Source organism: Maribacter sp. ACAM166, assembly GCF_005771495.1.
GTDB lineage: Bacteria > Bacteroidota > Bacteroidia > Flavobacteriales > Flavobacteriaceae > Maribacter.
The window spans coordinates 223,325-248,301 of sequence record NZ_VAUW01000003.1 but is presented as its reverse complement, the minus strand read 5'-3'; the positions used below and the strand labels follow the sequence as shown (position 1 = coordinate 248,301).

26 protein-coding genes are annotated in these 24,977 nt (G+C 40.0%); 16 read left to right on the top strand and 10 right to left on the bottom strand.

Features of this window, described 5'->3' with window-relative positions; all coding sequences use genetic code 11:
- Positions 1–2 precede the first annotated feature (2 nt).
- On the bottom strand, positions 3–488 hold the full coding sequence (locus tag ES765_RS03955; protein WP_138111304.1) for a hypothetical protein: 486 nt from the start codon (positions 486–488) through the stop codon (positions 3–5).
- A 301-nt stretch (positions 489–789) separates the two neighbouring features.
- Here ES765_RS03955 and ES765_RS03950 point away from each other — a divergent pair, with 301 nt between their 5' ends.
- The gene (locus ES765_RS03950; protein WP_138111302.1) at positions 790–1,569 is read left to right on the top strand and encodes a hypothetical protein; all 780 of its coding nucleotides are present in this window, start codon (positions 790–792) and stop codon (positions 1,567–1,569) included.
- A gap of 218 nt (positions 1,570–1,787) precedes the next feature.
- Here the strand turns inward: ES765_RS03950 and ES765_RS03945 are convergent, their stop codons facing one another.
- Positions 1,788–2,105 carry a hypothetical protein gene (locus tag ES765_RS03945; RefSeq protein ID WP_138111300.1) on the bottom strand — a complete coding sequence of 106 codons (318 nt, stop codon included), beginning with the start codon at positions 2,103–2,105 and terminating at the stop codon, positions 1,788–1,790.
- A 98-nt stretch (positions 2,106–2,203) separates the two neighbouring features.
- On the opposite strand from ES765_RS03945, the gene ES765_RS03940 reads away from it, so the two are divergent.
- Positions 2,204–2,560 carry a helix-turn-helix domain-containing protein gene (locus tag ES765_RS03940; protein WP_171017219.1) on the top strand — a complete coding sequence of 119 codons (357 nt, stop codon included), beginning with the start codon at positions 2,204–2,206 and terminating at the stop codon, positions 2,558–2,560.
- A 7-nt stretch (positions 2,561–2,567) separates the two neighbouring features.
- Here the strand turns inward: ES765_RS03940 and ES765_RS03935 are convergent, their stop codons facing one another.
- The 8 genes from ES765_RS03935 to ES765_RS03905 form a co-directional block, all read right to left on the bottom strand.
- The gene (locus ES765_RS03935; RefSeq protein ID WP_138111296.1) at positions 2,568–2,765 is read right to left on the bottom strand and encodes a hypothetical protein; all 198 of its coding nucleotides are present in this window, start codon (positions 2,763–2,765) and stop codon (positions 2,568–2,570) included.
- Positions 2,752–3,264, bottom strand: coding sequence for a hypothetical protein (locus tag ES765_RS03930; RefSeq protein WP_138111294.1), 513 nt, complete (start codon positions 3,262–3,264; stop codon positions 2,752–2,754). Before ES765_RS03930 ends, ES765_RS03935 begins: the two co-directional genes overlap by 14 nt.
- Positions 3,206–3,358 (bottom strand): hypothetical protein, encoded by a 153-nt coding sequence (locus tag ES765_RS21635; protein ID WP_171017218.1) that lies wholly within the window; start codon positions 3,356–3,358, stop codon positions 3,206–3,208. The genes ES765_RS03930 and ES765_RS21635 overlap by 59 nt, the downstream gene beginning before the upstream one ends.
- Before the next feature lie 182 nt (positions 3,359–3,540).
- Positions 3,541–8,547, bottom strand: coding sequence for a helicase-related protein (locus ES765_RS03925; RefSeq protein ID WP_138111292.1), 5,007 nt, complete (start codon positions 8,545–8,547; stop codon positions 3,541–3,543).
- Between the two features lie 6 nt (positions 8,548–8,553).
- On the bottom strand, positions 8,554–8,919 hold the full coding sequence (locus ES765_RS03920) for a hypothetical protein (protein ID WP_138111290.1): 366 nt from the start codon (positions 8,917–8,919) through the stop codon (positions 8,554–8,556).
- Positions 8,920–8,929: 10 nt separating this feature from the next.
- Positions 8,930–9,247, bottom strand: a complete 318-nt coding sequence (locus ES765_RS03915; protein ID WP_138111288.1) for a hypothetical protein — start codon at positions 9,245–9,247, stop codon at positions 8,930–8,932.
- A gap of 4 nt (positions 9,248–9,251) precedes the next feature.
- Positions 9,252–10,511, bottom strand: a complete 1,260-nt coding sequence (locus tag ES765_RS03910; RefSeq protein ID WP_138111286.1) for a hypothetical protein — start codon at positions 10,509–10,511, stop codon at positions 9,252–9,254.
- 13 nt (positions 10,512–10,524) lie between these two features.
- Positions 10,525–11,319 carry a M23 family metallopeptidase gene (locus ES765_RS03905; RefSeq protein WP_138111284.1) on the bottom strand — a complete coding sequence of 265 codons (795 nt, stop codon included), beginning with the start codon at positions 11,317–11,319 and terminating at the stop codon, positions 10,525–10,527.
- A gap of 98 nt (positions 11,320–11,417) precedes the next feature.
- Between ES765_RS03905 and ES765_RS03900 the strand changes: the two genes are divergently transcribed.
- From ES765_RS03900 to ES765_RS03835, 14 genes are all read left to right on the top strand, one after another.
- Positions 11,418–12,620, top strand: a complete 1,203-nt coding sequence (locus ES765_RS03900) for a hypothetical protein (RefSeq protein WP_138111282.1) — start codon at positions 11,418–11,420, stop codon at positions 12,618–12,620.
- Between the two features lie 119 nt (positions 12,621–12,739).
- A complete protein-coding gene (locus ES765_RS03895) occupies positions 12,740–13,552 on the top strand; it encodes a hypothetical protein (protein WP_138111280.1) in 813 nt (270 codons plus the stop codon).
- Between the two features lie 125 nt (positions 13,553–13,677).
- On the top strand, positions 13,678–14,970 hold the full coding sequence (locus ES765_RS03890) for a toprim domain-containing protein (RefSeq protein ID WP_138111278.1): 1,293 nt from the start codon (positions 13,678–13,680) through the stop codon (positions 14,968–14,970).
- 45 nt (positions 14,971–15,015) lie between these two features.
- Complete coding sequence (locus ES765_RS03885; protein ID WP_138111276.1) at positions 15,016–17,481, top strand: type IV secretory system conjugative DNA transfer family protein; 2,466 nt, start codon at positions 15,016–15,018, stop codon at positions 17,479–17,481.
- The gene (locus ES765_RS03880) at positions 17,481–17,879 is read left to right on the top strand and encodes a hypothetical protein (protein WP_138111275.1); all 399 of its coding nucleotides are present in this window, start codon (positions 17,481–17,483) and stop codon (positions 17,877–17,879) included. The genes ES765_RS03885 and ES765_RS03880 overlap by 1 nt, the downstream gene beginning before the upstream one ends.
- A gap of 246 nt (positions 17,880–18,125) precedes the next feature.
- The gene (locus ES765_RS03875) at positions 18,126–18,800 is read left to right on the top strand and encodes a ParA family protein (RefSeq protein ID WP_138111274.1); all 675 of its coding nucleotides are present in this window, start codon (positions 18,126–18,128) and stop codon (positions 18,798–18,800) included.
- A gap of 2 nt (positions 18,801–18,802) precedes the next feature.
- Positions 18,803–19,243 carry a hypothetical protein gene (locus ES765_RS03870; RefSeq protein ID WP_138111273.1) on the top strand — a complete coding sequence of 147 codons (441 nt, stop codon included), beginning with the start codon at positions 18,803–18,805 and terminating at the stop codon, positions 19,241–19,243.
- A complete protein-coding gene (locus ES765_RS03865; protein ID WP_138111272.1) occupies positions 19,240–19,596 on the top strand; it encodes a hypothetical protein in 357 nt (118 codons plus the stop codon). The genes ES765_RS03870 and ES765_RS03865 overlap by 4 nt, the downstream gene beginning before the upstream one ends.
- Before the next feature lie 7 nt (positions 19,597–19,603).
- Positions 19,604–19,885 (top strand): hypothetical protein, encoded by a 282-nt coding sequence (locus tag ES765_RS03860; RefSeq protein ID WP_138111271.1) that lies wholly within the window; start codon positions 19,604–19,606, stop codon positions 19,883–19,885.
- Between the two features lie 2 nt (positions 19,886–19,887).
- Complete coding sequence (locus ES765_RS03855; protein ID WP_138111270.1) at positions 19,888–20,211, top strand: DUF4133 domain-containing protein; 324 nt, start codon at positions 19,888–19,890, stop codon at positions 20,209–20,211.
- On the top strand, positions 20,196–22,793 hold the full coding sequence (locus ES765_RS03850) for a TraG family conjugative transposon ATPase (RefSeq protein WP_138111269.1): 2,598 nt from the start codon (positions 20,196–20,198) through the stop codon (positions 22,791–22,793). The genes ES765_RS03855 and ES765_RS03850 overlap by 16 nt, the downstream gene beginning before the upstream one ends.
- Positions 22,794–22,798: 5 nt before the next feature.
- Positions 22,799–23,428 (top strand): hypothetical protein, encoded by a 630-nt coding sequence (locus tag ES765_RS03845; RefSeq protein ID WP_138111268.1) that lies wholly within the window; start codon positions 22,799–22,801, stop codon positions 23,426–23,428.
- Positions 23,428–24,342, top strand: a complete 915-nt coding sequence (locus tag ES765_RS03840; protein ID WP_138111267.1) for a type IV secretion system protein — start codon at positions 23,428–23,430, stop codon at positions 24,340–24,342. Before ES765_RS03845 ends, ES765_RS03840 begins: the two co-directional genes overlap by 1 nt.
- 7 nt (positions 24,343–24,349) lie before the next feature.
- Positions 24,350–24,976: a hypothetical protein gene (locus tag ES765_RS03835; protein ID WP_138111266.1), complete on the top strand. Its 627-nt coding sequence runs from the start codon at positions 24,350–24,352 to the stop codon at positions 24,974–24,976.
- The last annotated feature ends 1 nt before the right edge of the window (position 24,977 follow it).

The window sequence follows — 24,977 nt, the reverse complement described above, 5'->3', positions numbered from 1 at the left end:
GCTTAAAAAAAGGTGGGTTGCTGATATGCTTTCATGTCTTCGATGGTCTTTTTAGCCAAGGGGTCGCTTTCATCGAGTTCCAGTACTTTATTAGCAAGCTCGACGGCTTTTTCATGCTCTGTCAGCGGATTGAAAGTTTTACCCTTAACCACTTCTTTTAGGTCTGACAGGGCTTTCTTCTTTTTCTCTTTTTGGTCGCTCGCCATTTTGGTTTTTTCCTCAACTTTTTTAAGATTGTCCAAATACTGGCTAGCATTATTGAAAAGCACTTTTGTTTCTTCCATAGGTCGCCCTAATCGTTCGAAGAAAACGGCATCGATTTCATCGATACTGCCCTTTAAAGTGAATGGACGTATCGTGTTTAGGGCATTGTCACCTTCTACCACTTTCGGTAGCAGAGACACAGCGCAGTCGGAGCCATAAAAGGATACCGATATTGAAAATTGAGCGACACCCATATCGCCTAGAGATTTGAAGAATGTTGTCATAGTGATAGCTTTTGTATTACCACTACAAGATACCCATATCATATACTAAGAAACAGTATATCAATGTTTTAAAAAGGAATCGACTTCTTCTTCCCTAACCACAAAATACGCCCCGAAGGGGCGTTGGAACAGCTATCCATATGTTGACATTAAAAGGCCATATAATTCAGTTGAAAACACTAGTAAGTATGACAAACACGGCTTTTGTAAATGAAATTATTTAAAATATTTTATTAGAGAGAAGTCATTAAATATGGAAGTGTAAATTTGAGTTGCCAATTCATCATTTAAATTGCTCTAAATGAAAAATATTGTACCCACTTTTATTAATGAATATTTGGACGAAAAAGAACTGACAAAATTGATATCAATTGACAATGAGGGGAAATTAAATTACAATTTGTTTAAAAACTTATTAGACACTCCTTATTTGAAGAAATCGTATATGGAATATGAGGGCTTTTTTGTGGCCGAAAATATTCTTAGAACTGAATTAGGGTTCGATAACCGTAGCAAACCTGGGGATTTTGACATTGTAATAATTCCTTTCTCAAAAAAGGTCATTCACTTTAATAAAACTTGTGCAATTGAGGTAAAAATTGTTAGACCTACTAGAATGAAACCCTCAAAAAATGCAAATTCGCTGGGAGTATCACAAACTTTAGGTTTAATTCACGATGGGTTTCCGTTCGTTGGACTCTTGCATGTTTGTATGACGGAACCATTAAAAGAAAATGAAAAAAAGAGAATCAAGTATATTGGAGGAATCGGAGGGGAAGAAGCTGAAAATGATATACTAATACATGAGGCTCCAGAACATCTAATGGATGATTTTTCCAGGTGGTCTTCAATTAAGCAAATGAAGAGATTACTCGCAACGGATTTACCCAAATATGTTGGAATATGTACTGTAGGCGTGAACGTTACTGAAAAGAATTCATTTAGTCTAGCTTTTGACATGTCATTAAATTCTCCCTATACATGTGGATATTTTAATCCAAGGAGATTAGAAGAAACACAAAATAAAATAAAACTTTTCTTCAATGAATATCGGCACAGATTTAGAGAAGCAGGCAAATAGCCTAATTAATTACTAGAATTATAGATTGCAACTAAAATCTTTTTTTCATCGACGTTATCGATATTTAACTTGAGTTGGCATTAAATTTAAAAATAGATTTATTTCAACACTTCTGCAGTTAAATTTGGAAAGAGAATATAGTTTGAATTTTTAAAAGTAGATAAAATTCAAGTAATTTACGCGAATCAAGTTTTTCTTAATTGAATATAACTTTTAGATTATTTTACTGGGATACGAATAATTTTCCCTGCTTTAGAACAAAGATTCAAATGTAATTTTCGAAACATATTCTCATCAATAACGACGTAAGTTTGAATAGGAACGATTTCTTCCAAGAAATCTTTTCCAAACTCATGAAGTGCCAGTTTCATGATATGATAATCAAAGTTATCTGACTTCATTAAAATTTCAGGTGATTCAGCAAATAGTTCCATTGCAGCATAGGAACCATATAAAACGAAGGTTGGTATTTCTTGAAAGGAAAACGTATTCAACTCTTTCAAGACTTTTTTGCTGTTATCAATAAATTCCGTCATTTTAAGCAATTATTAGTATCTTTAGAATATAAATTTATACTCAAATTGTGAATTTTCCTAATAAAAATACTCAAAATGCAACTTTAATTATAAGCCGTTTGAAAGATTTAGCGAATATCAAGCGAGATTTACAGTTAGCACAATTGCTTGAAGTTCGGCCAACTACGCTTTCAACATGGAAAAAACGCGATTCTATCGACTATAGGTTGATAATAGATTTTTGTAATGCAAAAGGGTTTGATTTGAATTTTGTTTTTTTTGGGGTGGAGCCTATAAATTCACATATTGAGGATTTAGCTCAATTGCTTATCGGTAAAGTAAAAGGACAGTTTGAAAAAGAGATATCGGACATTAAAGGTTATCAAGCGGATTTGGTAAACAATCTTGATAAGCTAAAAACAAAAGAAGCAATCGAAATTGCAAAAAAGAAGGTTGCGAAAGTTACAAAGAAGTAGCATCATCCTATTTAGATTGGTTGATGTAGTTTAAGAGAATTTCCGAAGTGTCCACGATGTCCATTTCTCTAACAATTTTGTTATAATCGTTTTCTACGCCAGACACCAATTCCGCAAATTCATCCGAAGTGATTTTACCTTCGTCGAAAAGTTCATTTGCGCCCTGCAAAAGCAGCCTTATTTTAGTAAACTTAGTCTGCCGCATGTTCAACTTTGGATTTTCTGATTTTTTCCTTCGACTGTTCGATCATCATTTTAGTGCTGCGTTGTGAAGCAGTTCGCGCGAAATACATTATCAATACCAATAATGCGGTTATTCCCAATGAATAGGCGTAGCTATACCCGTCATCAACCAGACTGTAATCAATTAACACGAAGTAAAACTGTAAGACATAACAATAAATCGGAATAGTGTAGGCATAAAAGTAAGGGCGAAGTATTGAGCCTATTATTATAAGTAATGGTGATAAGGTTTGTGCTACAAGCCAAACAAAAATCTCAGTACTCACTCCTTTTTCAGCAAACTTATCTGGCATTATAATGGCAATATCAAAAAATGCTAAAGCCTTATCAGAATACAAAATTAATCCTGATAAGGCTATGATTAAGGATGCCATTGTTGACACCCGTTCATTAAGCGAGTTATTACTGCCCGCCTGAACCTGGTCTATGAACTTTTGTAAGGTCAACTGCTTCTGTTTCATACAAACCATCTTCATCTACACTACTTTTAGTGCAAGATGTCATTGCTAATGCAAATAAAAATACAACTGCCAAAATAATTCTTTGTGCTTTCATAATGTACTGTTTTTAAGATTAATACTTAGGTACAACTATGAAAAGCCCTCAAAATTGTAGTAATAGAGAACTATTTTGTTAAAAATTTAACACTATTTCTATTACATAACTTGACGTTATTTCAATATTACGACAAATTCTTTTATTTTTTTAGAAATTTTGATGCGATAATACAATGTTTATCAAATCGCTCTTTTTCTTTTAAGCGTTTTAATATCTTGTTTCAAAACCTGCATCTTGGCAATTTTTTCTTTCGGAAAACCAATGGCCGTTTTCTTACGGTGGGTTTCCAATGAACGCAAGTTATAGTTCAAGTCAAATTTTTTCGACTTTATTTCCCGGGGTATCTTTTGACATAATTTTAAGAGTTGAAAGATTACCTTTTCGGGGTCGAAACGTTGCTGTTTTCTACCAACAATTTGAATTTTCTTAAACTCCAATTCAAAAGAGTAGAGGTAATTTTCATTTGCTGGCACGAATTCCGCTTGAAAGACCAGATTCGCATTAAGCGTCGGTAAGTGGGCGATGTTTTTATGCTTTTGATAATTTAGGTTCAGTTTCGATCGTTCAACGATACTAAGACCGAGATATTTTAAAAACTCTTTTGCCTCCATTGACTCAAGTTCGTTCGTCTCAAGACGGGAGTTTGCGATTAGACGGCTCAAACCGGTTTTTAATATTGGCATAGTTTCGGCCTCAATTTCCTCTAAAGTCAGGTTCAATTTTTTGATGAAAGTTTCTGCTTTTTCCAGTTCCACAACTTGTGAAATGATATGTTTATTCTCTTTTTCAATTCGTTCCAATGCTTTGAAAGAATTGGCCTTGTTGAGTTCATGCAGTCTTTTTTGGGACTGAAGAAATTTAAGGTCGTCGGAGAGTTTAACCAATTGAAACTGGTCCATATCCCCTATCAGGGCCGCTTGCATCTGTTCGTAGGAGAGGCTTTTATCATCGGGTACCAGATCGTCGTAAACTCGTTTGTTCGGGTCGGCTTCCCTGATCTGCTCTCTAAATTTTTCTTTATGTGTGTTAAGGGAATATGAAAAAATATCCGTGGAGTCCTTAATACCGTAAAATCGTTCTACAACGGTATTATCATAAAGCTGCGCCACTTCGTTTCCTTTACGCAGACCTCTTCCGGCACGTTGGTCAAAAGCGTCGGGAGAATACGGAATATCCATATGAAAAATTCCCACGATTCGTTTTTGAATATTGGTACCCGTACCTAAAACCTGAGTGCTTCCCAATGCCACACGTATGGAACCGTTTCGGATTTTTTCTTGCATTTGGTCCGTTTTGTTCTTTGCTTTTTCTTCTTGAGCCAAGGCAATTTCGTGGGCAGGGATACCATAATCTTCTAAAAGGATTTCACGAACCGTGTTATAGGAATTGTATTGGCCAGGTTTCCAAACGTTCAAGTCGGAGAATACTAAACAAACGCCTTTATGTTCCGATGTTTTTTTATGTAAATTCCCTACATCGCGACAAAGGCGTTGTAATTTGAACTGGTCGAGTTCTGTAAATTCTATGGCCATATTATCTTTGGCAAGAGGATCGATCAAGAGCGACCTATTGATGTTCAGGGCCGTTATATGGGCGGACTTCATTTGCTGCTGATCATAAACAGGTACTTTGAAAAGTGCATTTTGGTTTTGGTTCTTGGTAAATTCAAGAGAGGCCTGCTTCAGTTTCTCGTATGCAGCTGTTGATTCTAGAATGACAAACTCCCTATCCGCAGTCAAATTATGGGTCTTGAAATGTTTATCCCTACAGATATGTGTGAAAGAGTTGTACATTTTGCTCAATTCAGGAAGATTGGTGTAGTACCTGAACCGGGCGTGCATTCTGGGGTCGCCAAAAATATTGGGCTCGATACTGACACTTTGTTTTAGAAAGATGGAGGCCCATGCATCAAAATTAAAAATGTTCTTCCGCTTCAATGCGGCTGGGGTCAGATAGCGTTGGTAGGCATAGAGTTCCGTGACCGAATTTTTCAAGGGAGTACCGCTGTAAAAAAAGATATTTTGATCGTTGCCCATCCGAGCGTGTATGGATTTGATACTGATTTCCAGGTCAAGATTCCTTTGGCTATCCGAATGATTATTAAGTCCCGATACATTTTGGTGGCGGGTCGTAAAACCGATGTTCTTAAAATAGTGGGCCTCGTCTATTAGTATAGCTTCGATACCCATTTCCGTAAAGGTTGTGCTTGTTTCTTCTTTATGCTCGTCCATTTTTTTCAAGATGTCCTGCAACTTGTCCTCCAAATGTTCCTTACGCTTTATCATGCCCTTGATCAGCTTTTTGGATTCCTTGTCATTTCCATATTCTTTTGCAGTTTCCAGATCCTGTTCGATCATTTCGATTTTTTCCTCAAGGGTCGACAATACAAAATTTCGTTCTTTGGGTATTTGTTTTAAATGGCCATGCTCCGCTATAATCAAGTCAATAGCCTTGTTGTTCTTTATTGTGCGTAGGGTGTTAGGGCGTTTGCTTTTCGCCATATTCTTGGAACTTAATCGAAGTACGTTCAATTCGGGAAAGTTATTCCTGATTTCAGCTTCGATTTGAGGGGCAACGCTTTTTAAGGTCAGCAGGATTGTCCGTGTGCTTTTTTTATGCTGCTTCAATTTATAGGATAACATTGCCATGGAAAGGGTCTTGCCCTTGCCCACCTGGTGGTCGTTCAAAGCACTCCCATTGGCAAGGCCGAAAAGCGTGGAATCGATTTGGTGTTGATATGGCGGATACACCAAGGTTTCCGGAAAGGTAAGCCACCCTTTAGGCACCGAAATGTTGACATCCGCTAAAAACGCTTGATAATAATTATCTTCGATAATCGTTTTCAACTCCCTTCTACTATCAATAAACGATTTGAAATGTAGTTGTAGTTCTTCATATAAATTCTGCGCCATTAAAGTGGCGTCCTTGTCCAACTTTCGAATTGTTGTTCCCGAGCTGTCCTTGTAAGAAGTAAAAATAACGGGATATCTATTTTCCGCAAAGTGTTGTAATATCCGTTTATAGCCTGCTTTGACCTCATGGCGAAGCACAACACTAAAACGTTCATGCGCTTCTTGGTTATATTCCCTCGGAAACAAAAGGGTCAGGGTGGCGCTGAACTGGGCCACGTTGATTTTTACTTTTTCATTGATAAGTTCATTCAAAAACGACTCTTTCGCAGCAATGGGAATAAAGTGACTTTCAAAATTGAACTCGATATCGTTTAAATTCAATTTGGCTGGAAGATGTCCTTCCAAAGCACGTTGCATTATATCCGTCTCGATTCCGAAAGGCAAAGGATTGTTTTTTACATAAGCTAATTTGTCTTCGATGTATCCACTAGAAAAGACAAAATAGGGAACAACAACGTAGCCCGATTCAGAATTCGAATCGGGTTCAAGGAAGAAGGATTTCTTTTCCAGTCCTTCAAGCAACAGTTCTTTTTCGAGAATTTTAAATGTTTGTGCTATGGTACCGATATCGATTTTTCCATTTTGGTCAAATTGGTATTGCGCCATTTGTTCGGGATTTTCAAATCGATTTTCAGTAACCGTCGTAGGTTGTAGCTTCTCGGTTACTGGCAATCGCTTTGAGATATTCGGAACAGCTTTCGATTTCTGAAATCGCTGTAGCCTAAATTCTGGGTTTTTACCGTAGCCTTTACCTTCTAACTTTTTCTCGAACTGTTGACGTACTTGTTCAAAATAATGGTCCTCTTTGAGAAAAATAAGGTGTTGCTTTAAAGAGCCCCATTTAAAGTGGAAAGTATCCAACTGGTAATCGATATCTCGAAAACGTTGTTCGATGTCTTCTTCCAAGAGTGCGCTTTTTTCGATATTCAGGTTCAAAAGCACAAGGTCGTTCCGCATATGGGCGTAGTCCGTTACCAATTCGGCAATTTTAGTTGGCACTTTTCTAGTGCTATGAGGATCCATAAAAAAGAACACGGCTCCTTTTTTGTCAAAATTGTAGGTGCCAAAAAATAAACGTGTGTATCGTTTGGCATCTTCGTCGTGTAATTGTACAGGTATGGAAGCAACCTCTAATTCAGAGGATGGGGCTGCTGTAGCTTCTTCCGTTTCGGGTGTTGTTGTTTTGAGCACGGTTTCCTGAACTTTTTCGATAATTCGGGGTGCAGCAATTTGTTCAAAGTCAAAGCTATTGGACTGCCGTTCCAAAAAATCGGAAAGGGATATGTCGTCGGGTTCAATGACCACACTTGGTCGGTTATGGAAAAAGCCCAGTTTTGGACTGCCGTTGACCTGTTCATTATTCTTTTTGAAGAACTGGTTGGTAACAAAACTATGGCCATCTATTTCAATGCTATCGGTTTGGACAAATTGCATTTCGGTTTCAGAAAGAACGCTTTTGTTCGACGTCTTACGATAGACCAATAAATCGGATATTACCTTTGTCCCTTCTTCGAAGAACAGGTCTGTATTGAATCGATTGGCCAAAAGCAAGTCGTTTTCCATTAAAATTCGTTTCCTGAAATCATTATAACCACTACGTTCGGCAAAGGCCGAGGAGGTAATCAAGGCCGTAATACCACCTTGTCGAACCATTTTAGGCGCGTATACATTGAAATAATTGCCAACGTTCTTAAGCGTACGTTCGGTCAGATATTCGTGTTGGTACGCTTTGGTAATCGGAATGTCCCCAAAGGGAATATTGGTCATGACCAAATCAAATATCCCTTGTTTTGCATGATTTAAGTAATAGTCTTCGAAAGGGATATTGAGTACCGTTACATTATCGCTTTTGACATTATTGGCCTTCAATATTTCAAAGGACAGGATATCCGGCTCCAAAGCAGTTATCCGGGCATTAGGAAAGGCTTTTTTTAATTCTTGAACATAAGCCCCGTTTCCTGCCGAAGGTTCCAATATGGTCTTTGGTTCGAAACCATTTTTTTTTAGCAGATTGATTTTATACTCGATTAACGCTTTTGGGGTATAGTAGCTTGTAAGATGGTACCGTTTTAGTGAAGCGAGAATTTCTTTGGAAGTTTCTGGAAAGGCTCGCTCGATAGTTTGCAATAATTGTATGGATTCGCTTTCTTTTCCTTTTGGAGGATAAAACAATGACTGCCCCAATTTTGCCAAACCACCATTATTGATATAAAAGTTTTTAGGGTTGGCAGCTTTAATCACTTCAAAAATCTGCGCCAATATCTCGTGTTTCATCGCGGACTATTGAAGGGATTTTAAAATGGCCGCCCGTCCTACGGGCTCTTTTTCATTTAAGGCCCCATAAATATTCAACAGCTCGCTATTGGCATGTTCAAGGGCAATCGGTCCGGTAAGTCCATCATCAAGAAATTGTTCCTGTAATTTGGCATGAAGGATGTGGGCGTTGATGGCGAAATCCATCCGGTATTCGACAGCATCAAGATTCGCAATGAGGTTGGGGTATTCCTCCAAGGCGTGATAGCAAAAATGAAGGTCTGCGGTACACTCGTCCCCGATGAGCTGACGTTCCCAGTTCTTGATGGTTTCGGGATGCTCGGTTCTGAAAGCGATAGTGCTATCGGTAAGTAAAAGTTCTTCTTGTTTCATCGTATTAATTTTATAAAGATTCCTTTAATTTATAAGCTAATTTCAAATCAGTTTCTCGACTAGCTAGCGGACTGTTCAGTTCGATAAGACGGTCGTAAAGCATATTCTTGAAAACCATTACCGTGCGCAACTCAGCGAAGCAGTAATCGATGTGACACTCTTTTTCGGTTAAGATGATGAGCCTAAACGTCTTTTCATCCGTGTTTTCGGGGTCATGGATTACCATATCGGTAGATATGTCCATTAAATCCGTAATACTATCCATGAAAAAGATATCGTTCAGAATAATGTGTCCCATCGGGTCGGTAATTTTGATTTCAAATAGCATAGGTTCAAATTGAGGTTTTAAAAGTTTTTTGTTCGTTGGGCTGGATAGTTTCCGATGCAGTTATACATTCGCAAGATGCCCTGTAACGTGCGTAATATTCGGGGTAATGGGTTTTTAAAGATTCAATTGGCCTGTATTCTTTAAGTTCCGGTACTTGTCCGTTTTGGGTCAAAGCGAAAAAGGTCTTTCCGGAACCGTAGTGCTTTTTAAGCGCTATTCTAGTTTGGGTGCCAGAAATTTGAATTTCGTCTGTCTCGACAAAAAAGTCCTTCTTCTTGATAATATCGTTTACAATCGTATACTTCAAAAGTTTGGAAACGCTTTTTGATTCCAAAAAATCATCTAACGAAATCCATTGTTTGAGGGTGCCATCATAACCACCTTTCGTATTCGCTTTTAGATAAAGTATGTCTTTAAAGGTGCCGAGGGAAAAACCTAATTTAGTTTCGGCAAAAGGGGAAATCGATTTTCCCCCAAGTAGGGAACGGAACTCTTCTGCTGAGAAATGAACACGGTTCTGGTCATTGCTCACGGCAAGGTAGGGTACCAATATCACATAATCCTTTCGGAGAGTGGTGGGCACAAAAAGTCCGTTTTCGCCATTTTTAATGCGAATAGGCAACCCATGGGATAGTTGCTCGGCGATATCGGTGGGCGGTTCTATATTTTGAATGCCATTTTGAAGGAACTTATTGTGCGAATACATAGCTTTTAAAGCGGCATTAAAAAATTGAAGCGATTTATTCTGGTTGGCTATATCCAAATATGATACGTCCTTATCAAAATAACGATGTTTCATAAAGAGATTATCGGAAAGCGAAGGATAGATATGTTTTACGAGTTTCTCGTATTGTGAATCATCGAAGGTGCGCCAAACCGGGCAATTGTTCACTTTGTTATCGGATAAGTAATTTCTGTTTTCCGATTCGCAATATCCCAATAATAAGGACATCACAGTAGTACCACTTTCCGATACGGTGATACGCCCGATCGGGGTAATAGTCAGGTCTTTTTGAAATAAAAGGTCTTTGTTCTTTAGACGGGTTAATTGGTCTTTCAATACCGTATTGATAAAACCAGATTCCGCAAGCTCAAGATTTTTAACGTAACGTAACTTTTTTAAATCGTTCAACTCATCGGTCGCGTTAACCTTGTACTCAAATTTTTGGAATGTATTGAAATTAGGGTCGAGAATGCGAGACAACAGATTCCTTACTTTGTAAAAAAGTTTGATTGCATTGCGTCGGTCCAGTTTTATTTTCATGGCTTTCGATGAATTATAGGTTCTTCAATTTCAGGTACACTTCATATTTCAGATTGAACGAGCCTGTTGGGTCGATCCGCTTACCGTTTTTAATGATTTCGTAGTGAAGATGAGGACCCGTTGAAATACCGGTACTGCCTACGGCTCCAATAAAATCATGGGCACCAATGTTCTCTCCTTCAGAAACTGCAACCGATTCCATATGGCCATAAAGCGTTTGAAAACCATGGGCATGGGAAATAATGACATGTAGGCCATGACCTTTAGGGTTGTTTTCAATACTAGTGACCCTTCCGGCAGCGGTGGCATATATGGGGGTGTCCTTTGCGGCGGCTAAATCGACACCAAAATGTTTTTTGGAAATCTTATGTATGGGATGGTAGCGTTTGCCATAGGGACTCGAAAGAACATAATGTTCTCGAAACAAGGGAACAGCAGAAGGAACACTATCCAAAATCTCGGGATGTAAAGCAAGGAAAGATTCTAGACGTTCCATTTGTTGGAAATTTTCCAATTGCCCGAACAATTGGCCGAGTTTCAAATACACCACGTTATTCCGGATTGATGTACTTTCAGAAATTTGGAAGTGTTGTGTTAGGCTGTCTGAATGCTCCGTTCTTTGAACATTCCCATAAAAAAAGCGGTTGACCGCAAAACATAGAAAGAACAATCCAACGAATATCCAATAGGCCGCATTTTGAGGTGTAAAATGATTCTCATCCTTGGAATTGGTTACACCGCCTATCTTTGAAGCATATCCTTTGATCCATCCCAGCGTAGTTTTCTTAAGATTATTCCATAAGGCCATTGTGTTCCATTTTTAAATTTTAAACCAAATGTTTTGGTAATTCAACAAATTTAGTATATTTGCTGTAATATTTGCAAATATATGTAATTTTTACACACATGAAAAATAAGTGGCGAAAATTTGATGAAACCCTGAACTTGATATTCCTTATGGAACATTTCGGAATGGAGGAACAGCGTAAGACCAATACCTATAGAACTTATAGTAACGGTTATATAGTAATCGGTACCGATTTAGGGCATCGATATTATAGAACAAGTGCACCCGAAAAAAAACTCACTCCTTTTGATTTTATATTGGAACGTATTTCACGAAACGAGACAAATAATACATCAGGGCTTTGGTCAAGGCTAGATGACTTCTATACCTATATAGAAAAAAAGCCAGACTTTTTTTTGAGCGATACATCCAAAAATACATTGGAGACTGTTGCGCTTGATTATAATCATTTCAATGATTTCGAAACGGAGTTTTCATTGACCAAACATCCTATTCAGTCGGTAGGTTTGCAGATGTTCGAGAACAGGGTTTTCGAAAACTCCAAAGGCCAGTTATATTTTCCATACCGAAACCTTGCCAACAACCTTACAGGCTATGTCACGGAAAATGAAGGGAAACTATCCCTGCTCGCCGAAAGCGCAATATCCGAGTCCGTCTGGTTCAGCGAGGTACCAAAGACCATTAAAAATCTGGTCGTACTACGAACCCCAATGGAGGCCTTGGCATTTCAAAAGAGATTTCAATTGGAGGATGTCATTTTTCTAGCCTTGTCAGATATCAATTATAGTAGCTCAAAAATCCTGATACAAATTTTAAAGCGCACCAAACTGAAAAAAATGGTGCTCAGTTTTACGGGTTCTTCAAAAATCGAAGGCTACATTCAGGATTTAATGTTGATATCCTTTATCAACGACTCTCGCTTTTTGGTCAGGGTAGACAAGGACCATCTATCCGTCAAATTCAACCCCGAGGGACAGAAACCATTGGTGAAATTGCATAATGAGATCTTGAAATACAATGGCGGTTTAATGAAGGAATATTTAAAGTTCAATAAAATTACCGACCAGTCCCTGCTCGATAGAAAAAGTATTGTATTGAACCAAGAAAAGGAGTGGGTCGCGTGCCGTATTCCATACGAGGTAAATGCGCTACGGTACTTTCTCTGGAGCTATTATCGCAACTATATGCACAAAATCATAGAAATAGTAAAACCGAAAAATGCCAATTGGACCTTGGAGTATGAAGAAAATGGTGCCTACAAAGGAACCGAGAAATTAAAGGCCTTTAAAATGGCCGTATAAAAAAAGGGGACGCTCCCGTCCCCTTTTATCCTTAATTCCAAACATGAAAAATGGAAATCTCATGTTAAGAATTACGAAGTTAACAAATGTTTATTAATCCTTAATTTAAAACTTGAAAAATGGAAAATCAAGCAGAAAAGGTTTACGTCAAAGTAAACCAAAAGTGGCAACGTGCCACGAAAACCGGAGAACAGGACGACAAGGTGTCGGTTATGACCAATGACGGGCAGGCGTTCAACCTGCCTAAAAACAGCAAATTCTTGGAACCTATCGCATCCAAAGAGCAAAAATTCGCTTACGGCGATGTAAAGGAACAACTAGAAGGCCAATACATTAGTTATGCAAAGCTTCCTGAAAGTGTGCGCGATAATTTGGTCGAGGGGAAAGAGTATTTTCATGAGTCGACCTATATTTCAGAGGGCGAGCTAAAAGAGGGCGCGAAGATGGTACAGATGGTATACGACCGTAACCTGGGCTCCCGTTTGGACGTTCAGTACAGAAGAAACGAGCCGGTTACCTTAGATAAAGCTCGGGCCTACAACCATACTTTTAGTGCTGACGAATTCGAACGTATGGTGGACAAAAAAGACTTCGTTGTATTTCAAGGAAGTACGAACGACGGCGAGGTCTTTCAAAAACTGGCCTATTTCGAACCGAGGATACAGGACATTAGGACCAAATCCGCACTCTCTACCAACACTTATTTCTATGGAGAGAAATTGACGACAAAACAAGCCGATTCGCTTAACAAGGGCCAGGAAATAGAAATGGTCATCAAGAGTAAGAAACATGGCGTCAAGCCCTACTTGGTATCCTATTCTCCACGAAGGGAATCCTATATTACCAAAAATGTCGACTTGGCGAAAGCCAAGAACATCGAGGTGCATCAGGACGAAAAAAAAAAGCCTCGCAGCCGAGGCATGAAAGTCTGATGGATTGACTTTATACCAACTATAGGCCGTCCATTCTGGACGGCCTTTTTTAACATCACTTTTTATATACTAAAAGATTCATTTTGTTGAAGTTCCAACAAAGTGAAATCTTTTATACATTCATTATGAAAAATTATTCCGAAGACCCTTTACACTACAAACAATTGATAGCCCAAATCAATGAGGAGGTCAACTTTTCAGGGTATCTGATATCCCAAGGTTATCAGCTATCAAAGAAAAGTACCGGTTCCCAAGAATTTAGAAAGGACGATAAACGAATCGTGCTGCAGGTCAAGAGACAACCCGTTACCTATTTCAATCGCAATAACAGCTCGGATAAGGGGCGTTTTTTCAAATTCATACATACTCGCTCCTTGAATTTCTATGAAGCCATAAAATCAGGATTAGATGCAATCGAACGAACTTATCCCACCGTAAATACTCCTACACCACAAAAGAGCACTAAGAATTTCATCAGCTTAGAAGAACGCTATAACATTCAACCTCTGACCAAATCCGTTTATCTAACAGAGGAACGCCATGTTAGTCAGCTAACGCTTCAATCCGAAGCCTTTAAGGATAGAATTTTTAATGCCTTCCATGTTAACGATAACCAAGGTCGTATTGCCAATATCGCGCTTCCGAAATACGCAACTGATGGCGGTATCAAAAATTACACCTTGTACAATAGACCGTATCGGGACCGAAAAGATGGCAAAATGAAGAAATTTAGATTGTTTCTAAATGAACGCTACGAATATCTTTTCGTTTCAAATCCAGAGGTCGAGGCTGAAAAAGTGGTGTGCGTGGAAAGCGGATTTGACGCTATGGCCTATCATGAGCTACATGGACATCCGAATGCATTTTATATTTCCATGTCGGGCCATATCGATTCACGAAAATTGGAGCAGTTTTTCCAATGGAACAAAGTGGTTAGTGGGCCTACTCCTTTGCCGATTCATTTGGCCCTTGACCATGATATCGAAGGGATGCGCTACGACCTTATGGTACTGAGCAGCTATGTTAATCGACGGTCAGATAGCGTTTTTATGGAACTTGATTGGAAGCGCCCTATTATGCAGCTCAAGCTGAACTATCAGTCCAAATCCCTTATTGCAATGGAGCGGGATGCAGACTTTATCAATAGGCAAATCGGTAGCGGCCCCGAGGGGATGACACAGGTCTTTGACAAGGTGATTTGCTTTAAGGATAAGGTGATTTGGGAGCTCAACCTAGAACAAATCCACCAGTTGCAAGAAGCATCAAGAACATTCTGGCAAAGGGGGATGGACATACTATCGCAATGTTTTTTGAAGGACGTGTTAAAAATAGACAAATCCCCCACCCATAAAGATTGGAACGACGAACTGATTTCTGTAAAAAAAAAGTCCGATTGTCGGCTAGTCCAACCTTGGTGAAACATAAGATGGCAGAGAAAGGAAAGAAACGCAAACGAAGAGGTTATGCAAGATAAGAACAAAGGGTATATGGGCATGTACCTGTCCGCCTTCTACTTCACTATTATTGCCTTTCGGGAATATTATGCGCTGTATGTTTATCATTATGGTCAAAATGCATTTTTAAACAAAGCTTACACGTATTTGGTACAATCGGGATTACCTTCTGAGGGGACAACTGCCCGCATTCTATTATTCGGTCTTTTGATGGGTGGTATCATGATGTACCGACCAACCAAAAAGGAAGACATCAATCGCAAAAAAAGTATTCTAGGTTTTGTGATTTCTATAGGCATCCTTTTTGTTTCCGCCCTTATTTATGGAGCTTCCTTAAGCGGCATGTGGGTTTCTTTGACATTATTGTCTTGTGCTTATCTAGGCTTGATGACCTTTGGCATGCGCTTGTTTCAATTTCTCAATTTCATGAACCTTGCCGACAAAGACCCGTTCAATGATGCGAACGAAACTTTTGAACAGACTGAAGAGCGCATCGATACGCCGCACTCCGTAAACATTCCATATGCCTATACCCATAAGGGAAAAGAACGGAAAGGGTGGATTAATTTTGTGAACCTGTTTCGCTCGTTGCTCGTTATAGGTACGCCGGGCAGCGGTAAATCGTTCTCTGTTATCGAGGAAATCATGGCGCAGTTTATCAACAAGAAATTCGCTATGGTCATCTACGATTTCAAGTTCGATACCTTGACCCGAAAGGCCTATGGCTACCTGCAAGAAGCCAAGAAAAAGCATGGCGATAATTCCGAAACGCCTTTTCCAAAATTATATCGGATCTGTTTCGATGACCTGAGAATGACCCACAAGAACAATCCCATGGATCCCTATAGACTTACTAATCAATCCGATGCCATCGATACTGCCGCGACGCTTATGAAGAACCTGAACCCAGAATGGATCAAGAGGCAGGACTACTTTTCGCGAAGTGCCATCAGTTATACGGGAGGCTGCATCTGGTACCTTAAAAAGAAATCCGAGGAGACTGGAAACTATATCTGTACCCCAGGGCATTTGGCTATATTGACCACGGTCAAAATCGACATTTTAATGGAAATCATGACCAAGGATGTCGAGGTACGCCAAATACTGGTGCCCTTTCGTGATGCACTTGAAAAAGAAGCCATGGAACAATTATCAGGTCAGACCAGTACTGTTCAGATAAGCCTTTCCAGCATGGCGACCAAGGAAATTTTTTATGTGATGTCGGGCAATGACTTTAGTCTTGATGTCAATGACCCAAGATATCCTAAAATCGTATCCCTTCAGAACAATCCCGAGCGTAAGGAAGTGTACTCCGCTCCCTTGGGCCTGTATATGAACACCATTCTAAAACAGGTCAATAAACCTGGGAAGCGCCCGATGGCCCTTATCATCGACGAGGTGCCAACGCTGTTCATCATGTTGTTACGGACTATTATCGATACCGGCAGGGAAAACAAAATCGCCACCATCTTGGGCCTACAAAGCGTAGGGCAACTCATCTTGGACTATGGCAGGGAATTGGCCGATGTAATTTATGCCAACTGCGCCAATGTTATTTGCGGTGCGGCCAAGGGGGAGACCGCTAGGCGATTGAGCGAGCTTTTTGGAAAAATACATCAAGAACGAATTTCAAAAAACACGAGCAGTTCCGATGTGAGCACCAATTGGAGTACCCAGATGATGGAACTATTGCCCAAAAGTAAGATCGCTTCGATGTCGACGGGTCATTTTGCCGGCCTTTTGGCGGATACTTTCGAGCACCAAATACCGGAGAAAAAGTGTTATGGTCAACTACTGCCGGATATTGCAGGTAAAGAGCGGGCCATGAGACATGAGCTGCCCATCGTCAATGATTTCAGACCGGCAGATTACGAAAAACAATTTCAAACGCAAATAAAACTTGTCCGGGAACTTGAACTTGCAAAAAAATCAAGGTCGTTATTGGAAAATGACATGGGTTATATCGAGTTCTACGGCCCGCATCTCGATAAAGTAGCGAAGAGTAGCTTTTCCAACGGCACCAAATGCAGAATCTTTAAAAGCGTGGTCAAAGAACTTCGCCTTTTCGAATACAAAAGTTCTATTTTAGAACTTTTAAAAGAAGGTGCAGGTTCCGCTGAATGGGAAAATCTGTTCGGACACATCGTGGAAGAGTTTTTGGTGCAGACGGAAATAGACAGGGTAACTCAGGCGAAATTCGATCAGATCATCAGCGAAGTCGACGAATTGGTCAAGGAAGAGTATAAGCGCAGTACCGGAAAGGAACTAAAGAGTGCCATATTTGACGAAAAGAAAATAAATGGTGAAATTGCAAAGTCAATCGACAATTCTGGAGCGGCGGTAACGGAATTCATGGATAACTTTGAAAAAGAACTTGAAGATTCGGAAATGAATAGTTTGGCCGACCTTCAAGAAGAATCGGAACATATTTTTGAGGAGAAGTTTTCCTCTTATCCCATAGAAAATTTTGAATAATGGATATTGAATCAATTATTGCACTAGACTCCAAAGACCTCGGATATATCGGGGAACGCTTAAAGGAAATACGACTTGAACTCGTCGAACTCGACGATATCGAGGACAAACGATTTAGTGAGTTTTCATTAACGAAACTGAGCGAACGACTGAACATCGACCGTGCGACTTTGGCCAATGTCGAGCGCGGCTCTTCCATGGTCAATTCGATAAAGATCATTCTCTATTTCTATAGCCTAGGATACAATCCTATATGGGTTCTTTTGCCTGACAACGAATTTATACAAAAGAGAAAGCTTGGGGAGAATATGGTCTATCAGGAAGGGCTTCAAGAAAAATTCCTTGAACTTGAAGAACGCATATCGGATGCCATAAAGGATTTTAAGTCCGAATTGTAGCATCTCTTCGCAGCCCCCAAGTCGACTCGCTTTTAATTACTTGTAACAGCATAATCCCCTCTTTCGAATACCTACTAAAGCAATGGTCATTGTTATATAGCGATATAGGTTCAATGCACTATAGCTGTATTGCAACAATGCTATATAGCTGTATAGCATCATAGCGCTATTGCATGGAATGCTCATAGTACCAAATGGCCATATGACGCTATAATCATATGACCATATAAATTTAAAAGTATACCTATGGAAACTAAAATTATCTCCTGTACGGGCGAAAAGGGTGGTTGTGGCAAAACGACCCTGAACATTATCCTGGCCACCAACCTTTTTCATTTGTACGGTAAAAAGGTGGTATTGATCGATATGGACAATCCGCAGTATTCGGTCTACAAAAAACGGAAACGGGATTTGACACAAATCGGTGCGACCGAGACAAAATTCTTTCCCGTAGAACGAGCCACCATCCATACCTTGGAACCGTTGATCAAAAAGTATTATGGCACCATGGATTTCATCATCATCGATTTTCCTGGAAACTTGAATGAGGAGATGGTGCGGGGTCTTTTGTATGTCGAACACATCTTCATTCCCTTTTTTCTTGACGAATTGGAAATCGACAGTACCGCCGTATTCTATAAGACCTTGCGGAAGAATTTTCTGGGCAATGATGATAGGGTGCTACGTTCGGTCAATCTTTTTTTTAACCGTTACGAGCTCGTCAAGGTCAACAAGTTCAATGCCGTTCGTAGAACCCTAGCTAGCGCGGGAATGCCCATGATGCGACAGGTGGTCATGGAGCGAACCATTTATAGGGAGAAATATCGAAATACGCTTGTTCCCATTCCGTCATCCAAAGAAAACGGAGAACGGGGGCTTAAGCGATTCATGGAAGAAGTACTTGAAATATCAAAAAACTGATTATGGGAAAGAAATTAAACGTCAAAGATTTGCTCGATTCAGCGATTTTGGACAATATGGACACACAAAAAGAAGTTAAAGGTCTCAGGGATGAGCGAGAGCTGAACATCAAGCAGAATGATTTGAAGGGTAAAAGTTTGGGAAATATTGAATCAAAGGAGTCGACCGTAGATAGTTTTCCAACCTCAAACTTGAATATGAATGAACGAAAAAAAGTAACGGATTTTGAAATGTTCCTTGAGCAAGATCGGTATACCGATAAGAAAGAACAATTTATTTTTAGATTGAGCAAGACCTGTTTCGAGGATTACGAAAAATTGGCAAGTGCCTATAACTATAAGTTGAACAAAAAAGTGTCCCGCAACGACATTATGCGAAAGGCCTTGGAGCTGTTTCACGAAAAAAGCGTTATGGAATTAAAGGATATTATCGATAAGATTTGAATTGGCAATGGGAACATATCGTCTATGTGGTCATCTGTACCTTAGGCTTGCTATGGTACATGGTGGTCTTTGTCATACTCAAACGAAATAAAAAAGAAAAGAAAGTTCAGGGAAATGATTCATTTGTGCAAAAATCTTCTATATTTGTAAAAAATACATCATTAAAGGAAAAAGATATGGACCAATTACTCAACCGTGTCGATGAGAACGAAACCAGCTCCGAGTTGTTAGATATTTTCAATGCTTCCGATAAAGATGTTCAGAATGAATCCTTAATTCCAGAACATGAAAAATTTAAGATTATCAAAAATTCAGAGCCGCCGCCGAATCCGGAGGTGGACGACTCCATGTAGTTATTTCTTGACATTTATTTTTATTCTTGGTTCCCACCATTTTGGCTTTGCCCAAATCGACGAACTTGTCGATCAGGTCAACGAGGCGGAACAGGGTACGGTCCAGATCGGCAATAGTATTTTCCGGATCATCAAAGTTGCTGCCGGAGTCTTATTGGCCATTGCAGCCATAGCCTTTCTTATTGTAAGGGAACAGAATCAGGACATGGCCCGAAAAGTAGGGAACGCCATTTTGGGCTTGGTCATTTTCTACGGCCTTATCGAGATAGGGGAAAACTTGGCCAGTTAAAGATGGAAAACAAGCTGGTGAGAATCCCAAAGGCCCTTCAGAAGGATGTCTTCTTCTTCGGGCTACGCGCTAAATACGTAGATCAAGCTTTCAAGGGCTCCTTCCTATCCTTGATGTTAGGGCTGTTTTTGAGTACGGTCATACCCACCTTCCTCAGCCTTATACTTTCCTTTTGTACCGCGGCACTCTATATCGGGCTAATGCTCTTTTATTCCAAAGCTTATGGTGAAAACGGTTTTATAAAGTCCCGAGCGGACAGGAAAGGCCCGGATGCGCTTAAAGGCCACGTGAACAAAAAACTTTTGGTGCTATGGAAAAAACGGTAAATCTACTGGATGCTTTCCCAATCTACGGATATGAGACCCCTATTTTGATATCAAAAGAAAAGGGTTGTATAAGTATTCCATTGGAATTGGAGCTTCCAGAAATCTATACGATGGATGGGAAGGACTATCTGAACTTGAATCGAATGGTGGCCGCTATTCTAGAGATTATGGGTGAAAATTGCCTGTTGCACAAACAAGATCTGTTCTTCGGGGAAAACTATGTAGTAGATCCTTTGCGTATGAAACGTGATTTTTTTGAAACGCAGGATGAACTCTTTTTTAAAAACAGGCCTTTTTTAAAGCATCGCTCTTTTTTGGCGATACATAAGGTACCCAAAAGCTATATTGGCAGAACACCTTTAGGTGTAAACTCCTTTTTGAAAAAAGAACGCCATTTCTATGGTCAAAACGCCCTCCCCGAAGAATATCTTGATACTGAGGTCATGGCCGATTTTGAAGCGAGAGTTGGAGCCGTAAACGACTTGATCAACGATTCGGGTTTAATGAGTTCCAAAATCCTGGGCTATGAAGACTTATTTGCGCCGGCCGGCTATTACGACAATTACTTGGAAGCAAGCTACCAAGAAGGTGTTGGCAAAGATGTTGATTTCTCGGACAACACCTTACGCATCGGCGACAAACAGGGACAATATTTTACTTTGGAGAATTTAGATCAGTTCACAAAAGAGGATATGGCCTTTCACGAATATTTCGGAAAATACACTACCGGTGAAAACCTTTTTCCAATCGGGAACTTGTTCTCCTTGGGTTTTAAGATTCCACAGGAACATATCATCAACCAGTACATCTATATTCCTGAGAAGGAAAAGGCGATGGGCAAGCTGAAATCGAAAGCCAAACGATTGAACAAATACGCTACCAATCGAAAAGGGGATAAAAACAGCACCTACCGTGACCAGATCTATGAGTTCCAACAAGCGATTCTGAACGACCATAAAGAACTGGTGTATTATCATTTGAACGTATTGGGGCTGGCCGATTCCAAAAAATCTTTTCGGTCGATGTGCAACACGGTAAAATCCGCTTTTGGAAAACTGGGCATCCATGCCAAGGAAAATTCCGTGGATCGCAAGAATCTATTTTTCGGGGGCATTCTCGGAAACGGCATCGGTACGAGTATGGAGCTTTACAGTCCATTCTCCTCCGAAATGGCTTCCAGTCTATGGTATTTCGAAGGAGGTTATAAAAATAGGCTTCATGGCCTGCACGGTCTGCGCATGGTAGATAGGGCCACGGGGCAACCCCTATTGGTAAGCCTCTATCGCGAGCCAGAGGAAAAAGATTGGATATTTAATAGAGGGATGCTTATCGCATCGGGCTCCGGCGGTGGAAAGACATTTTACACCAATGCCTACCTTTTTTCCGAATATCGCGAAGGCGCAGAAATTTTGATTCTTGAGAACGGAAATTCATACGATAAGCTGTTGGACCATCTGAACGGGGTCATTATAGCCAATGACGACCAAAACCCATTTACGTTCAACCCTTTTATACTCGATACTATCGATGTTGTCCTGAAAGATGGCGAAAAAACGCTAACCGAACATAAACTGACCCAGCTTATCGCTTTGGTGTACCTGCTCTACGGACGAAAAGACAATGAAGTGGGAGACACCCATGGCAGCGTGGTGGTCCGGACAATTATCGAGTTTCTTGTTCAGGGGTATTATGAGGATCAATTTTCAAAGGAGAGCACCGATAATTCTTTTAATACATTTTATGACTACACGCAACAAAACCTAAAACCCTTAATGCAATCAAAGGGCATTCGAAATGAAGTCTTCGATCCCAATTTGTTCTTATTGTTGCTCAGCAAATATGCACATGATGGACCGAGGGGATATCTCTTAAATAGCAAGGATAAGAGAATAGCCCAATTGAGTCAGGAAAGACTGGTCTATTTCAAACTGGAAAATTTGGTGAATAACGAAGAACTCTTTCCCATCGTCGCATTTTTAATGATCGATGTATTCGATAAAAAATTAAAAGACCCAAAGAAACTTTCCCTGAATAAAATATTGGCGGTAGATGAGGCGTGGAATTTATTTGATAATCCCATTATGGCCAATCATTTTGATGCCAAATCAAGAATGGCACGGAAATATGGAGGGCAACCCATTTTCATATCTCAAAAGGTCGATGATTTCGTGAAATCAAAATTTATCGGCAAAACCATAGTGGTGAACAGTCATATCAAGGTGTTGCTCGACCTTGGTGAATTCGCCAACTCCTTTGATGAAATCCAAAACATATTAGGTCTGAACGCAAAACAAAAGCAACTCAACCTATCGGTTAACAAAGATTTGCCAAAGGGTCGCAAACTCAGGGAAATGGCTATTTGTTGGAAGGACAAGGTCAAAGTTTTTGGATTGGAAACTTCGTTGCCTACCAAATGTCTGTTCGAAACAAACCCCAACGAAAAAGCGAAAATCAACCGTCTACACGAAAATTACGGTCATGATTGGGAACGAACCGCTATTGCATACAAACAATTGGAGATGAAACGAACCAATACGGATTTGAAAAACCTGGATGGAAATAGTATGAACACTTTAAACTAGAAACAATGAAAAATCGAAGACTAAAAAAAGTAATGTCAATGCTGTCCTTAGGACTGCTGCCCTACTTGACAACCGCCCAGATTCCGGTGACCGATGTGGCAGCGAATGCGCAAATGATCTTATTGAATCAAAATGTGGCCACGCTCAACTCGCAATTGGCCACTTTGAACTCGACCATGGGTAAATTATTGACCCAGATGGAGCGGAATGTTACCGCTACTACCGGTACCAGCAAAATGATAAGCCAAGATCTGACCTCAAAAAGAACTCCGGCCAGTTTCGTATTGGGAAGCCCTGAGATGACGGAGCTATTTGAATTAAAGGATAAAATCATAGCGGCTTATAAAGGCACAAAAAAGAACCTGCGAACGTTTAGCAATCTGGAAAAAGTGGAGAAGAACAGGGCCACAGAAGTTTTGGCCGACGCCATCCTACAGGTTTCCTCCCTTGTTTCTCAGGGTTCACATATTGCTTCTACCGGTGAAATCATCGAATCGGCGGATAGGTTATCATCGCTAAAGTCAATTTTGGAGAAGATGAACGGACTTTTGGACAAGGTGAATCAAATAAATACATCACTTCTACAGAAAAACGAACACCGCAAGGCGGTCTATTCACTCATAAAAACGAATTAATGTATGCCTTACAATCCAGTTCGGGCTTTAGGGTAACGGTCAATACTATTTTTGACCAATACATCGCCGATGCTTTTGCCAGTTTGGGGCCTACGTTGAGCATCGGATTCGCAATGGCCAAAATAGGCTTGGGTATTTTCGCCATCACGCATTTTATGGGCAATGACCGCGCGGATGTTTTCAAGGCGCTAAAATGGTTTCCCTTAATGTTTATTCTATTCAATTATTCAGAGTTTGCACACGCCATATTTGAATTTTACAATAATCTCGGTTCATCTTTTGTCAGTACACAAAAAAGCTGGGATACCATTGGGCAGAAAATAGCCTTGGCGCAAATCGATGTAGCAGCGAACAATCTTGTGGAATGGAATCTGTTAAGCATGGACATCGATGGGCTACAGTCATTTGCACTTACCGGACTGGCTGGTTCGATAACAGCATTCGCCCATATCATTTCCACCTTGATATTTATAGGCATAAAAGCTCTGGCCACCATATATCTTTTTATTCTTATCATTTTTGGCCCCATCAATATCGGCCTTTCCTTCATCCCTGCTATTTCAGGTCTTTGGAAAGCATGGTTACAAAAATTCATGAGTATCTGTCTTTGGCTGCCTATGCTCTATGTGGTGGATATGTTTATGGTCAACCTCGTAGACCAGTTGGTCGATCATTTGCTTCGAAACAGTTCCTACGATCTGGGACTTATTCTAAGTTCCTCTATGCTGATACTGATGACCTCATTTTTTTATATCAAAGCACCGACCTTAGCAAATTTTGTAGTCCAAGGCCTTAATATTTCGGGCGGTGGAATCGTCGCTAAACCAAAACACTATGGTAAAAAAGCAATCCAAACGGCCATGGACGTGAAAAGCGGTGGGGCCACCAAAGCGGTCCGAACATTAACCCAATAATCAGCTTATGAAAGGAAAATATCAAGTTTTCAATGACATTGCCCAAAATAGAAGACATAACAATAGGCTGGTATATAGTTGCTTACTGTTGGTTGCGCTAGTTTTCGCAATGGCCACATACTATGTGATGAAGGCGGATGAACGCGCCAAGAACAACGCATATGTGCTTCATGGAGGACAAAGATTGCCCATGGCTCCCATACGGGATGTCAAGGAAAATTTGGAAATTCTTTGTGAGGGCCATCTTTACAATTTTCATGAGCTCTTTTTTTCCTTAGAACCTAATTTGAAGCTAATTAAAAGAAACATTGAAGGAAAGGCATTACATATGGTCGACTGGTCAGGCAACCGCTTATACGCTCGTTTGGTCGAAAAAAAGTACTTCCATGATGTAGCAATGCGTGACTATCGCTACTTTGTGGAACTAGATTCGATGCACATCGACTATGCCACCTACCCATTTCCGTTCACATTTTATGGCAAACAGGCCATAGAAAAAGGCAAATCAACAACGTACAGAAACCTGATTACAAAGGGACAATTAAAAAAAGCGGGGGTTACCCCGAGTAATTTGAACGGCATTAAGATTATTGACTTTCAGGTGGTCGACAATTCCGACTTGGAACGCATGTAAT

Coding starts and splice junctions, on each gene's coding strand:
- ES765_RS03835 (WP_138111266.1), top strand. CDS start 24,350: ATGAAAGGAAAATATCAAGTTTTCAATGACATTGCCCAAAATAGAAGA.
- ES765_RS03875 (WP_138111274.1), top strand. CDS start 18,126: ATGGAAACTAAAATTATCTCCTGTACGGGCGAAAAGGGTGGTTGTGGC.
- ES765_RS03895 (WP_138111280.1), top strand. CDS start 12,740: ATGGAAAATCAAGCAGAAAAGGTTTACGTCAAAGTAAACCAAAAGTGG.
- ES765_RS03945 (WP_138111300.1), bottom strand. CDS start 2,105: ATGACGGAATTTATTGATAACAGCAAAAAAGTCTTGAAAGAGTTGAAT.
- ES765_RS03905 (WP_138111284.1), bottom strand. CDS start 11,319: ATGGCCTTATGGAATAATCTTAAGAAAACTACGCTGGGATGGATCAAA.
- ES765_RS03880 (WP_138111275.1), top strand. CDS start 17,481: ATGGATATTGAATCAATTATTGCACTAGACTCCAAAGACCTCGGATAT.
- ES765_RS03935 (WP_138111296.1), bottom strand. CDS start 2,765: ATGCGGCAGACTAAGTTTACTAAAATAAGGCTGCTTTTGCAGGGCGCA.
- ES765_RS03890 (WP_138111278.1), top strand. CDS start 13,678: ATGAAAAATTATTCCGAAGACCCTTTACACTACAAACAATTGATAGCC.
- ES765_RS03955 (WP_138111304.1), bottom strand. CDS start 488: ATGACAACATTCTTCAAATCTCTAGGCGATATGGGTGTCGCTCAATTT.
- ES765_RS03915 (WP_138111288.1), bottom strand. CDS start 9,247: ATGCTATTTGAAATCAAAATTACCGACCCGATGGGACACATTATTCTG.
- ES765_RS03920 (WP_138111290.1), bottom strand. CDS start 8,919: ATGAAACAAGAAGAACTTTTACTTACCGATAGCACTATCGCTTTCAGA.
- ES765_RS03910 (WP_138111286.1), bottom strand. CDS start 10,511: ATGAAAATAAAACTGGACCGACGCAATGCAATCAAACTTTTTTACAAA.
- ES765_RS03855 (WP_138111270.1), top strand. CDS start 19,888: ATGGAAAACAAGCTGGTGAGAATCCCAAAGGCCCTTCAGAAGGATGTC.
- ES765_RS03850 (WP_138111269.1), top strand. CDS start 20,196: ATGGAAAAAACGGTAAATCTACTGGATGCTTTCCCAATCTACGGATAT.
- ES765_RS03870 (WP_138111273.1), top strand. CDS start 18,803: ATGGGAAAGAAATTAAACGTCAAAGATTTGCTCGATTCAGCGATTTTG.
- ES765_RS21635 (WP_171017218.1), bottom strand. CDS start 3,358: ATGAAAGCACAAAGAATTATTTTGGCAGTTGTATTTTTATTTGCATTA.
- ES765_RS03845 (WP_138111268.1), top strand. CDS start 22,799: ATGAAAAATCGAAGACTAAAAAAAGTAATGTCAATGCTGTCCTTAGGA.
- ES765_RS03840 (WP_138111267.1), top strand. CDS start 23,428: ATGTATGCCTTACAATCCAGTTCGGGCTTTAGGGTAACGGTCAATACT.
- ES765_RS03925 (WP_138111292.1), bottom strand. CDS start 8,547: ATGAAACACGAGATATTGGCGCAGATTTTTGAAGTGATTAAAGCTGCC.
- ES765_RS03900 (WP_138111282.1), top strand. CDS start 11,418: ATGAAAAATAAGTGGCGAAAATTTGATGAAACCCTGAACTTGATATTC.
- ES765_RS03885 (WP_138111276.1), top strand. CDS start 15,016: ATGCAAGATAAGAACAAAGGGTATATGGGCATGTACCTGTCCGCCTTC.
- ES765_RS03930 (WP_138111294.1), bottom strand. CDS start 3,264: ATGAAACAGAAGCAGTTGACCTTACAAAAGTTCATAGACCAGGTTCAG.
- ES765_RS03950 (WP_138111302.1), top strand. CDS start 790: ATGAAAAATATTGTACCCACTTTTATTAATGAATATTTGGACGAAAAA.